Here is a 12663-nt window from a genome sequence, read left to right as displayed (position 1 = left end):
TTATACCATATTTTACGACAAAACTCTTTATTGAAAACTATCATGTAAACATTTTCAAAGTCCCTTTCACAAGTGACAAAACACCTAAAAAGTGCTAGAATGGTAGATGGTTGGGATGAGGTCATCCCCAAATAAAACTAAGGAGATGTTTAGCAATGACTGCAACTAAACAACACAAAAAAGTTATCCTTGTCGGTGATGGTGCCGTAGGTTCTGCTTATGCTTATGCACTTGTTAACCAAGGTATTGGTCAAGAATTGGGTATCATCGATATCAACAAAGACCGTACACAAGGTGACGCAGAAGATTTGAGCCACGCATTGGCCTTCACTTCACCTAAAAAAATCTACTCTGCTGAGTACTCAGATGCTCACGATGCAGACCTAGTTGTTTTGACAGCTGGTTTGCCACAAAAACCAGGTGAAACTCGCCTTGAATTGGTAGAGAAAAACCTTCGTATCAACCAACAAATCGTTTCTGAAATCGTTAAATCTGGTTTCAACGGTATCTTCCTTGTTGCCGCAAACCCTGTTGACGTATTGACTTACTCAACTTGGAAATTCTCAGGTTTCCCTAAAGAACGCGTTATCGGTTCTGGTACTTCTCTTGACTCAGCTCGTTTCCGTCAAGCATTGGCTGAGAAAATTGGCATCGACGCACGTTCAGTACACGCCTACATCATGGGTGAGCACGGTGATTCTGAATTCGCAGTTTGGTCACACGCTAACGTTGCAGGTGTGAAATTGTACGACTGGTTGCAAGATAACCGCGATATCGATGAGCAAGGTCTTGTTGACTTGTTTGTATCTGTTCGTGATGCAGCTTACTCAATCATCAACAAAAAAGGTGCAACATACTACGGTATCGGTGTCGCTCTTGCTCGTATTACTAAAGCAATCTTTGATGATGAAAATGCAGTTCTTCCATTGTCTGTATACCAAGCAGGTCAATACGAAGGTGTTGAAGATGTCTTCATCGGTCAACCAGCTATTATCGGTGCACACGGTATCGTTCGTCCAGTAAACATCCCATTGAATGATGCTGAATTGCAAAAAATGCAAGCTTCTGCTAAGCAATTGAAAGACATCATTGACGATGCTTTCGCCAACCCAGAAATTGCTGCTGGTGTTAAAAACTAAGTAGACTAAAAAGGTGAACCATTGGTCCACCTTTTTTTATTTTCGTATATCATACCGTAACATGGCAATGCCATCGGTTACTGTAGACTCTACTAAAATCAATTTCTGCTCTTTGGTCAGGCCATCAAAAAGTGAAATACCCTCACCTAAGATTATTGGAATAATCCCAATAATGAAATGGTCAATTACTCCAGCTTCTAGACAGGTTTGAACCAAGCTAGCTCCACCAAAAAGCCAGATATCACCACCTTCTTCTGCTCGCAATTGCTCGATTTCTGCAACAATGTCCTTTACAAATCGTACATTGTTATAGTTAGCATATTCCGAACGACTGGCAATAATAAACTGCTTTTCCTGATATCCCTCAATCATCTCCAGAGGGCAATCTTCCAATGATTTTCGCCCCATGATGACCGTATCACAGCTACTGAAAAATGCAGGATTATCGAATTGCAAGGTCGTGTCATATTGATCTGTACCATGCCCCTCTATCCAATCATAACTCCCGTCTGTTCGAGCGATATAACCGTCTAAACTCATTGCAATATTCAAAACTAGGCGTCTAGCCATAACTTTCCTCCTCACATATTCTCGAGTAACCAAGTATAACATAAAAATCTATAGTAGGCAGAAGATGAATTTTAATTTCGAGCAAAAAGTATCACCTATGCTGCCAGACTAGTTTGCCTTCTGATTTTCAAGCTCATGATAAAAAGGTCCACTGGACCTTTACTCACCATCGTGTTTTCATGCTCGTGAAAAAACAACCCGTCGGGGTTATTATTCGCTCTCCAGTTTTCAAGCTCATGATAAAAAGGTCCACTGGACCTTTACTCGCCATCGTGTTTTCATGCTTGTGAAAAAACAACCCGTCGGGGTTGTTATTCGCTCTCCAGTTTTCAAGCTCATGATAAAAAGGTCCAGTGGACCTTTACTCGCCTTCGAATTTTCATGCTCGTGAAAAAACAACCCGTCGGGGTTGTTTTTTTACTTCGATTTAATATAGTTAACGCCGTCGGCTTTTGGTGCTACTGCTTTTCCGAAGAAGGCAGAGAGGGCAACGACTGTGATTAGATAAGGCGCAATTTGGAGATATACTGTTGGAATATCTTTCAAACCTGGAAGTTGGCTACCTACTACCGCTAAACTTTGTGATAGACCAAAGAAGAGACTGGCTAACATTGCACCAATTGGATTCCACTTACCAAAGATAACTGCGGCCAAGGCGATGAAACCTGAACCCACGATAGTTGTTGCAGAGAAGTTGATGTTTACGGATTGGGCGCTTACGGCACCACCAACACCACCAAGGAAGCCAGCAATCAAGACCCCTGCAGAACGCATAGCATAAACATTGATACCAAGCGTGTCAGCAGCCTGTGGGTGTTCACCAACTGAACGAAGACGAAGTCCAAACTTGGTCTTATAAAGGATGAACCAAGCCAAGAATGCCGTTGCAATGGCAACATAACCCATCAAACTCGTATTCTTGAAGAAAATATCTCCAATAACAGGAATATCAGCCAGGATAGGGAATGAAAACTTACCGAATGACTGGGTGATACTATCTGTTTGACCTTTGTTGTAAATAACTTTTACAAGGAAGACACCCAAGGCTGGTGCTAAGAGGTTCAATACCGTACCAGATACAACGTGGTCTGCACGGAGATAAATCGTTGCTACCGCATGAATTGCGGCAAATAGGACACCTGCTAGACCTCCAACAAGAATGGCTAGCAATGGAGTTGTTTTACCGAATGTTTCAGCAAACTCAATGTTGAAGACAACACCGGCAAAGGCGCCAATAACCATGATACCCTCCAAACCAACGTTTACAATACCGCCACGTTCAGAGAAGACACCACCAAGACTGGTAAAAATCAAAGGTGCTGAGTAAATCAACATCTGCGAAATGAGTAAGGCAAGAATTGAAATATTCATCTTATTTCGCTCCTTTCGCTTTATTTTTGGCTTTAAGCAACTGCTCAAAGATAAATTTCACACCGATAAAGAAGATGATAGACGCTGTAACAACGTTAATCAATTCAGGTGGAATTTGGGCACGAACCATACCTGGTGCACCAACAGAAAGGACACCAAAGAGGAAGGCCGCCAAAGGAATTCCCAGTGGTGAGTTTGAAGCCAAGAGGGCAACAGACATACCATTGAAACCAATATCCAAGTTACCACTTTGAATATAGACATTTTGGAAGGTTCCAAGACCTTGAATAGCACCTGCAAGACCTGCAAGAGCTCCTGAGATAACCATTGAAAGAATGATAGTACGTTTAGCTGACATACCTGCGTAGTCAGAGGCTGTTGGGTTCAAACCAACTGAACGAATTTCAAAACCAAGGGTTGTCTTGGTCAACAAGAACCAAATGACAAAAACAGCAATAATTGCAAAGAAGATACCCAAGTTCATACGAGAATTATCTGTCAATGCACGCAACCACTCCATTTGATAAGAAGCGTTGGCTGAAACGTTGATGGTCGAATCCGTATTCTTCATCAAATTATCTGCAAATACTTCACGAATGATATAGTTACATGAGTAAAGCAAGATGTAGTTCATCATAATTGTGACGATAACTTCACTGGTACCAAGATAAGCACGTAAAATACCCGGAATAGAACCAGCAATACCACCAGCAATCATGGCAATGACAACTGTTGCTAAAATCAAGATTGGACGTGGCATATCAGGATTTGACAAGGCAAACCACCCTGCAAATACCCAGCCGACATAGGCTTGACCAGGCAAACCAACGTTGAAGAAACCTGCACGACTAGCCACAGCAAACCCTAACGCGGTAAAGATTAGTGGTCCCATAGCACGGAAGATTTCTCCGATTGATTTCACATTACCAAATGCTGAATAAAATAGTTCTTCGTAGCCCCAAATTGGGTCGTAACCGAAGATAAGCATGATGATGGCACCCAACAAAAGACCAGAAAATACTGCCAAAAATGGAAGGGCCACATTGTGATATTTCTTAGGCATGACTTTCTCCCTTCTCTAATTTTCCGCCTGCCATCAAGACACCAAGCTCCTGCTTGTTTGTTGTCGCAGGATCTACGATACCATGGATGGTACCATCGTGAATAACGGCAATACGGTCTGAAACATCCAAAATTTCATCCAATTCAAAGCTGACCACAAGAACTGCCTTGCCCTTGTCACGCTCTGCAATCAAACGTTTACGAATGTATTCGATAGCACCAACGTCCAATCCACGAGTTGGCTGGCTAACGATTAGAAGATCGGGGTTACGGTCAATCTCGCGGGCGATAATGGCTTTCTGCTGGTTACCACCTGACAAAGCCTTAGAAGGTACTAACTCGCTAGCTCCACGAACATCAAACTCTTCCATGAGTTGACGAGCCTTTTCATTGATTTTATTGTAGTTCAGAATACCATTCTTAGAGTTTGGCTCTTTGTAGTAGGTCTGTAGGGCAATGTTTTCTGCAACAGACATTTGCAAGACCAAACCATCGCGGTGACGGTCTTCTGGAACGTGGCTGACCTGCATTTCAGTGATTTTACGAGGTGTTTTTCCGACAATTTCTTCACCTTTAATGGTAATAGAGCCGGATTTAACCTTACGCAAGCCTGTAATAGCTTGGATGAGCTCGCTCTGTCCATTTCCATCAATACCAGCAATACCAACCACTTCTCCAGCCCGAACATCAAGGTTTAGTCCTTTAACAGCTGGAATGCCACGGTTTTCATTTACTACCAAATCCTTGATAGAAAGGATAACTTCTTTAGGATTTGAAGCAATTTTCTCTGTTTTGAAGGATACAGAACGTCCAACCATCCACTCCGCCAAATCTTCGTTGGTTGCACCTGCTACATCTACTGTTTCAATGGATTTACCACGGCGAATAACTGTAACACGGTTGGCAACGGCACGGATTTCATCCAATTTGTGAGTAATCAGAATGATAGACTTGCCTTCTTCAATCAATTTCTTCATGATTTTAAGAAGCTCTGCTATTTCCGCAGGTGTCAAAACAGCTGTCGGTTCATCGAAAATCAAGAGGTCTGCACCACGGTAGAGGGTTTTCAAAATCTCTACACGTTGTTGGGCCCCGACAGAAATATCTGCTACTTTTGCTGTCGGATCGACTTCAAGACCATAACGCTCTGACAATTCCTTGATTTCAGCAATGGCTTTTTTGAGGTCAATCACACCACCCTTAGTCGTTTCCGAACCAAGAATGATATTCTCCGCAACTGTGAAAGCATCAACCAACATAAAGTGTTGGTGAACCATACCGATACCCAGATGGGCAGCTTTAGAAGGTGAGTCAATTGATACAACCTCACCGTTGATTGCAATTTCTCCGCTGGTAGGCTCCAAAAGACCTGCCAACATATTCATAAGAGTTGATTTACCAGCACCATTTTCACCGAGAAGGGCGTGGATTTCACCTCGTCTGACATGTAAGTTGATGTGGTCATTCGCTACAAATTCACCGAAAATTTTGGTGATATTGCGCATTTCAATGACATTATCCCTAGTCATAATCTTCTTCCTTTCTGACTATCATTTTTGTCAGTAAAACCTACCAGACACTGATAGGCTTTACTGAGAAAAATTCTCAGCTCCGAAAAGGGCGACCGATCAGGTCGCCGTTTCGGATTCTTGTTTATCTATGATTAAGGAGCTTCTGGAACAGTTACTTTACCGTCCAAGATAGCTTTCTTAGCTTCTGCAATTGCTTTTGTAGCATCTTCTGAAAGATTCGTTTCAGCCAAGTCAACACCTCCATCAGCCAATGAGAATTGGATGATTTCGCCACCTGGGAACTTACCTTCAACTGCCTTGTTAGCAATATCTTTTACTGACGTACCAACTTGTTTCAAAGTAGAAGCCAATACGAAGTTAGAAGCTTTACCATCTTTAGAAGTGTATTCACCTTCAGCAGATTGGTCACGGTCAACACCGATTACCCAAACTTTATCTGCTTCGTTACGAGTTTCGTTTTCAGCTTTTGCAGCTGCGAATACACCGTTACCTGTTTGACCTGAAGCGTGGAAAATAACGTCAGCACCTGCAGCATATTGAGCTGCTGCGATTGTTTGACCCTTAGCCGAGTCTACGAATGAACCAGCGTAGTCAACTGTTACTTTGATGTCAGGATTTACAGATTTAGCACCAGCTACGAAACCAGCTTCAAAGCGGTCGATAACGACACCTTCCATACCACCGATGAAACCGATATGATTTGACTTAGTTGATTTAGCAGCCGCTACACCAGCAAGGTATGATGCTTCATGGTCAGCAAATCCAACACTTGCTACGTTTGGCTGATCTTTAACAACAGAGTCTACGATAACGTAGTTTGTATCTGGGTTATTTGGCGCTACTTCAGCGATAGCAGATTCCAAGGCAAAACCAATACCGAAGATAACATTGTATCCAGCAGATACTGCTGAGTCAAGGTTAGTGATGTAATCTGCTTCACTAGCTGATTGGAAGTAGTCATAGCCGCTACCTTTAGACAAGCTATGTTCTTCACCCCAAGCCTGCAAACCTTCCCAAGCTGATTGGTTGAATGAACGGTCATCAATACCACCTACGTCGGTAATGATCGCAGCTTGCACTGATGACTCAGTGGATTCGCTGCTTGAAGAGCTAGTAGACGTACGGCTACCACAGGCAGCAAGAGTAAGTGCTGCAAGTGATACAACACCCAAACCAACAAGTTTCTTGTTCATTTCTGAACCCTCCTAAAAAATTCTTTGGCAACAAATTGTTGCGATGATAAATGTGTTCAGTCTACCGACTGGCTTACAAACTTAAGTCAAGTCTGTAAAAGAGTATGGAAGTAATTCCCCGACTGTCATCTCGACTGTCGATTTATCTTTAGCGACCAAGGTCACTTTTAGATCCTGTTCAAAAAATTCCGCCATCACTTGACGGCAGGCCCCACAAGGGGAGATTGGCTTTTCTGTTTCACCATAAATGACGATTTCAGAAAAATCAAGAACTCCTTCGGAAACAGCCTTAAAAATAGCTGTTCGCTCTGCACAGTTTGTCAACCCAAAGCTGGCATTTTCAATATTTACTCCAGTAAATACTTGGCCGTTTTTGGCAACCAAGACTGCACTTACTGGAAAGTGGGAATAGGGAACATAAGCATGGCGGCTATTTTCCACGACCAAATCAATCAGATTAGTAGTCTCCATCCGCCTTTTCTCCCTTCATGATTGCAACACCTGATGAAGCACCAATACGAGTTGCACCAGCTTCAATAAAAGCAATGGCATCTTCATAAGAACGAGCACCACCAGAAGCTTTAACCCCCATATCAGGTCCAACAGTTTTTCTCATAAGAGCAACGTCTTCAACAGTTGCACCACCCGTTGAGAAACCAGTTGACGTCTTGACAAAATCAGCACCTGCTTCTTTTGATAGTTCACAAGCTTTTACTTTTTCCTCATCCGTCAACAGACACGTTTCGATAATGACTTTGACAAGCTTATCGCCACTAGCAGTAACAACAGCCTTAATGTCCTCTAAGACCAAATCATAGTTTTTAGATTTTAAAGCACCGATATTGATGACCATATCAATTTCATCAGCACCATTTTCAATAGCATCCTTGGTTTCGAACGCCTTAAGAGCTGGAGTATTGGCACCCAAAGGGAAACCGATGACGGTACAAACTTTTACATCGCTATCTTTCAACTCTTGAGCTGCATAAGCCACCCAAGTCGGATTGACACAGACACTGGCAAAATCATATTCTTTGGCTTCTGCCAAGATTTGTCCAACTTGTTCTTTACTGGTTTCTGGCTTTAAAATGGTATGGTCGATATATTTATTCAGTTTCATACTTTCTCCGTACATTAAGAAATAATTTCAATAATTTCTTTCGTTTTTACACTATCTTTATCTATTTTAACATTTTTCTTGAAATTTGTAAGCAAATTTTCCGAAATATTTTCATTTGCGTAAATTGTTGCGATTTTTTCTTCCTTGGCAATTGCTTCTCCGACTTTCTTATGGAAAACAATTCCTGTTTCATAGTCCAAATCGTCTGTCTTAACAGCCCGACCAGCACCAATTCTCATAGCAAAGAGTCCAAATTCCAAAGCAGGAAGTCCAACGATGTAACCATCTTCATCAGAGAGTACGTCAACCTGATTAGAAACTTGAACCGGACGGTACAAGTCTGCCAAATCTCCGCCCTGAGCTACAACCATCTCTTCAAATTTCTTGAGGGCTGCTCCGTTATCAATATGCTGACGAACTTCTTCGACTGACTTTTCAACGTTTGCCAAACTGAGCATGATTTGAGCCAATTCACAGATAAATTCTGTCACATCTGCTCTGCCATTTCCCTGAAGAATCTGAAGAGCTTCAAGAATTTCCAAACGGTTACCGATGGATGTACCTACTGGCTGAGACATATCCGTCAAGACAGCTATTGTCTTGCGACCAACAGCTTTTCCTAGGTCAACCATGGTTCGAGCTAGAACACGCGCATCTTCAATGTTCTTCATGAAGGCACCTTCGCCCACCGTTACATCCAAAAGAATAGCATCAGCTCCAGCTGCGATTTTTTTCGACATAACCGAACTTGCAATCAGCGGAATGATATCCACCGTGGCAGTCACATCACGCAGGGCATAAAGCAATTTATCAGCCTTAACTAAATTGTCTGATTGACCAATAACAGCCACACCTGTTTCCTGAACTTGCTTGATAAAGTCTTCCTGACTCACTTCGATTTGGTAGCCCTTGATAGCCTCCAGCTTATCAAGAGTACCACCTGTGTGACCCAAGCCACGTCCACTCATCTTAGCAACAGGAACACCAAAACTTGCAACAAGCGGTGCTAAAATCAAGGTGACCTTATCACCTACACCACCAGTTGAATGCTTATCTACTTTGATACCAGCGATCGCAGACAGGTCAATTTCCTCGCCTGTGTGTACCATAGCCATGGTCAAGTCCGAGATTTCTCTTGTAGACATCCCTTTAAAGTAAATGGCCATTGCCAAGGCAGACATCTGATAGTCTGGAACACTGCCATCCACATAGCCATCAATCAACCACTGGATTTCTTCTGTAGACAATTCCAAGCCGTCACGTTTTTTCTGAATTAAATCAACTGTTCTCATTCTTTCACACTTTCAAGGATGTAATAACCCTTATCTTTTTTTATAATTTGGCAATTCCCAAACACTTCTTCCATTCGTTTTTTTGCACTCGGTGCCCCTTGTTTCTTCTGGATAACAATGGTCAGGCTTCCACCGTCAACCAAATGCTCCTTGGCACCTGTAATCACTTCATGCACAACTGACTTCCCAGCTCGAATGGGAGGGTTAGAAATCACATAATCAAAACGACCCTCAACTGCTTCATAGACATCGGATTGGAAAATCGTCGCAGAAACACCATTTTTCTCAGCATTTTTTTCTGCCAACTCTAAAGCTCTGCTATTGACATCAATCATGGTAACATTTAGGTCATAGACTTTTGCTAAGGTCAATCCCAGAGGTCCGTAGCCACATCCTACATCCAAGAGAGTTTTTCCCTTCGCTAGTTCCAGGGAATTCAAAAGCACCTGACTTCCATAATCAACCATTTTCTTACTAAATACACCAGCATCTGTTAAGAAAGTCATAGGAGTATCCAGCAAGCTGACACGGAGTTCATGAATATCATGTGCTGCACTTGGATTCTTTTCATAATACATATTAGACATACCTTGATTATACCATTTCTTAAAAACGTTTTCAAGAGTTTTGCAAGATTGGAAAATATGATAAAATGTAAGTATTATGTAAAACGCTTACTTCTATTAGAAAGAATAAACTATGAAGAATGAATTTTTAAATTTTGAAGAAATCGACCGGAAAACCTGGCAACAGCTCCATCGGAAGACCACTATTCCCCTGAGCCAAAAAGAGCTCAATTCAATCAAGAGTTTCAATGACCGTATCCAACTGCATGAAGTATCGGACATCTATCTGCCTCTTATCAACCTTATTCATATTTATCGGAAGGCTCGAAAGGACCTCAATTTCACCAAGAGCCTCTTCCTGCAAAAATCCATCAAACCTCAGCCTTTTATTATCGGTGTTTCTGGTAGTGTGGCCGTAGGAAAATCCACCACCAGCCGCCTGCTTCAAATTCTTATCGCCCGTACCTTTAAACACGCCAAGGTTGAATTGGTCACAACAGATGGCTTCCTCTATCCAAATGCCATTCTGGAAGAGCGCCAGATATTGAACAAAAAAGGATTTCCAGAGTCCTATGATATGGAAAAATTGATTGATTTCGTGGATAAGATAAAAAATGGTTATGATTGTCAAATCCCTGTCTATTCTCATGAGATTTATGACATCGTACCTGATCAACTTCAGGAAATTAAGGCCCCTGACTTTCTGATTGTAGAGGGAATCAATGTGTTTCAAAATCCACAAAACCAACGACTTTATGTCAGCGATTATTTCGACTTGTCTATATACGTTGATGCCGATGTGGAACATATTGAAACCTGGTACCTAGAACGTTTCCAAAAATTATTAACTCTGGCAAAGAATGATCCCAACAACTACTACCATCGTTTTACTCAGATGACCTATCCAGAAATCATTGCCATTGCCCAAAATACTTGGAAAAATATAAACCTAGCTAATTTGGAAAAGTTCATCGAACCCACCCGAAACCGTGCAGACATTATTCTCCATAAGGCTGATAACCATGAGATTGATAAAATTTATCTAAAAAAATAAATTTCACTTGTCAAAACAAGTCTTTTCAGATATAATGGTATAGTTAGTACAAGAAAGGGTGGAGGTGAAACCATTGGCAAACATTAAGTCAGCTATCAAACGCGCTGAATTGAACGTTAAACAAAACGAGAAAAACTCAGCACAAAAATCAGCTATGCGTACTGCAATCAAAGCATTTGAAGCTAACCCATCTGAAGAGCTTTTCCGCGCTGCTAGCTCAGCAATCGATAAAGCAGAAACTAAAGGTTTGATTCACAAAAACAAAGCAAGCCGCGACAAAGCACGTCTTGCATCAAAACTTGCTTAATAAAAAAGAAACCTTCGGGTTTCCTTTTTTTATTCTCACAACAAATCAGGCTACCAGCCTGTCACTTCAAACGTATAGGTCTGGTCATTATAAAAATACTGATAGGTATACACATCTCCTAGACTATAAAAGAGATTATTGTTGTCACTTCCTGCCATATCCACCATTTCTTGCAAGGCTTGCTGGTTGGAAAATTGTAGAAAAATCCTATCTGCTCCCTGTTCCTTCTGACTACGGACGCTATCTAATACCGCAGTTTCGTCAAACCTGGTGAAATAAGCACCCAGTTGCACATAATAATTAAGAGAATTATCTGTGGCAGATGGATAGACCAAGGGTCTTGACTGAAAAGGGAATTCTTGCCCCCAGTAACCAAGCAAGTCACTATCAGCTTTTCTAGTTCGGTTTAAGGCTTCATCCGTAACACAGAGGTAGTCATAGGAAATCTCTGCTTGACCTTGACCTCCCATAGCTTCTTCAAAAACTGGGTCTCCCCAAGTCGTATCAATGCCATAGTATTGACCACCAATCTGGACCAGGTTCCAAGCGTGACCGATTTGACCACCTTGCTCACTATTAGCCATGCCACTAACATAGATGCAATGGATACCAGCTAATTTGCATAAATACTGAAAGGTTCGGCTATAGCCTGCACATACAGATTTCTTTTCCAGAAGGACACTGGTAATCCCCTGCTCTTTCCAGGAAAGACTATCATTGGACAGGGCTTCTACATCATAGTCTGTCTGCTTGATAATGGTTTCGTAGAAAAACTTAACTATCTCATAGTCTGAACCCTTGGGAGCCTGTTCTAAAATAGCTCGGGCAACTTCTTCTAGCTGTAGAATGACCTGCTCTACATCTGCTGGATAGATTGGCTGAGATAAATCGGAGAACTCAATACCGTCCACCATGGCATCTGTTAGCCAGTAATATTCTGGGAAGTCATTGGCAACCGAAAAATAGACACGAGTGTAGGTCTCCTGAATGACCGAGTCAATCTCAATCGTGTTCTCTCTTTTTCTCAGACCATTGACAAATTGAAGATAGACACGACGTTCCTTGTCTGTATCTAGTTGTTGAAAATAAAAGTTGCCGGCTACTTCTTTCTCTAGCTGCCTCAATTCAGCTTCCAGTTCCTTTTTCTCTTGGGAAAATGTAGCTTGAAGCTCTTGTAATTTTTCTGCCACCTGATTGGTGGAACAAGCAGTCAAACTCGACAGTGAAAAAGATAATAAGACAAGTACAGCTAGCTTTCGTGTAGATAGATAATCTTTCAAGGCTCACTCCTAATAACTTTAATTCCTGACCTGAACAATGAAACATCTCAGGCTATAAATTTCGAAACTCTTACAAATCAGTATACCATACTTGATAAAAATAGGAGGAGGAAAAACAATTTCCTCACTCCTTTTTGTATCTTGCCGGATTAACTAGCTCCCGGTCTTGCTAGACTG

Annotated in this window: 13 protein-coding genes; 3 read left to right on the top strand and 10 right to left on the bottom strand. The window is 41.7% G+C overall.

Features of this window, described 5'->3' with window-relative positions; genetic code table 11:
• Positions 1 to 155 precede the first annotated feature (155 nt).
• Positions 156 to 1139, top strand: a complete 984-nt coding sequence (locus tag C1E58_RS11285) for an L-lactate dehydrogenase (RefSeq protein ID WP_105210390.1) — start codon at positions 156 to 158, stop codon at positions 1137 to 1139.
• Between the two features lie 36 nt (positions 1140 to 1175).
• Here C1E58_RS11285 and C1E58_RS11280 read toward each other — a convergent pair whose 3' ends face one another.
• From C1E58_RS11280 to C1E58_RS11240, 9 genes are all read right to left on the bottom strand, one after another.
• Positions 1176 to 1709, bottom strand: a complete 534-nt coding sequence (locus tag C1E58_RS11280; RefSeq protein ID WP_105210389.1) for a dihydrofolate reductase family protein — start codon at positions 1707 to 1709, stop codon at positions 1176 to 1178.
• 417 nt (positions 1710 to 2126) lie between these two features.
• Entirely contained in the window at positions 2127 to 3080 is a 954-nt protein-coding gene (locus tag C1E58_RS11275) for an ABC transporter permease (RefSeq protein WP_105210388.1), read from the bottom strand.
• 1 nt (position 3081) lies between these two features.
• Entirely contained in the window at positions 3082 to 4143 is a 1062-nt protein-coding gene (locus tag C1E58_RS11270) for an ABC transporter permease (protein ID WP_105210387.1), read from the bottom strand.
• Positions 4136 to 5671, bottom strand: a complete 1536-nt coding sequence (locus C1E58_RS11265) for an ABC transporter ATP-binding protein (RefSeq protein WP_105210386.1) — start codon at positions 5669 to 5671, stop codon at positions 4136 to 4138. The genes C1E58_RS11270 and C1E58_RS11265 overlap by 8 nt, the downstream gene beginning before the upstream one ends.
• 134 nt (positions 5672 to 5805) lie before the next feature.
• A complete protein-coding gene (locus C1E58_RS11260) occupies positions 5806 to 6867 on the bottom strand; it encodes a BMP family lipoprotein (RefSeq protein WP_105114813.1) in 1062 nt (353 codons plus the stop codon).
• Between the two features lie 81 nt (positions 6868 to 6948).
• The gene (locus tag C1E58_RS11255; RefSeq protein WP_105114814.1) at positions 6949 to 7338 is read right to left on the bottom strand and encodes a cytidine deaminase; all 390 of its coding nucleotides are present in this window, start codon (positions 7336 to 7338) and stop codon (positions 6949 to 6951) included.
• Positions 7325 to 7987 carry a deoxyribose-phosphate aldolase gene (gene deoC / locus C1E58_RS11250; protein ID WP_105114815.1) on the bottom strand — a complete coding sequence of 221 codons (663 nt, stop codon included), beginning with the start codon at positions 7985 to 7987 and terminating at the stop codon, positions 7325 to 7327. The genes C1E58_RS11255 and deoC overlap by 14 nt, the downstream gene beginning before the upstream one ends.
• A 14-nt stretch (positions 7988 to 8001) precedes the next feature.
• Entirely contained in the window at positions 8002 to 9279 is a 1278-nt protein-coding gene (locus C1E58_RS11245) for a pyrimidine-nucleoside phosphorylase (RefSeq protein WP_105210385.1), read from the bottom strand.
• Entirely contained in the window at positions 9276 to 9866 is a 591-nt protein-coding gene (locus C1E58_RS11240) for a class I SAM-dependent methyltransferase (protein ID WP_105114817.1), read from the bottom strand. The genes C1E58_RS11245 and C1E58_RS11240 overlap by 4 nt, the downstream gene beginning before the upstream one ends.
• A gap of 112 nt (positions 9867 to 9978) precedes the next feature.
• Between C1E58_RS11240 and coaA the strand changes: the two genes are divergently transcribed.
• Both coaA and rpsT read left to right on the top strand, forming a co-directional pair.
• Complete coding sequence (coaA, locus tag C1E58_RS11235; protein ID WP_105114818.1) at positions 9979 to 10899, top strand: type I pantothenate kinase; 921 nt, start codon at positions 9979 to 9981, stop codon at positions 10897 to 10899.
• Between the two features lie 58 nt (positions 10900 to 10957).
• The gene (rpsT, locus tag C1E58_RS11230) at positions 10958 to 11206 is read left to right on the top strand and encodes a 30S ribosomal protein S20 (RefSeq protein WP_012027069.1); all 249 of its coding nucleotides are present in this window, start codon (positions 10958 to 10960) and stop codon (positions 11204 to 11206) included.
• A 50-nt stretch (positions 11207 to 11256) separates the two neighbouring features.
• Here the strand turns inward: rpsT and C1E58_RS11225 are convergent, their stop codons facing one another.
• Positions 11257 to 12486 carry a transglutaminase domain-containing protein gene (locus tag C1E58_RS11225; RefSeq protein WP_105210384.1) on the bottom strand — a complete coding sequence of 410 codons (1230 nt, stop codon included), beginning with the start codon at positions 12484 to 12486 and terminating at the stop codon, positions 11257 to 11259.
• Between the last annotated feature and the right edge of the window lie 177 nt (positions 12487 to 12663).

It is taken from the genome of Streptococcus suis (assembly GCF_002964575.1).
GTDB lineage: Bacteria > Bacillota > Bacilli > Lactobacillales > Streptococcaceae > Streptococcus > Streptococcus suis_R.
Note: the sequence above shows the minus strand (reverse complement) of the source record. Positions and strands in the feature narration are given on the sequence as shown.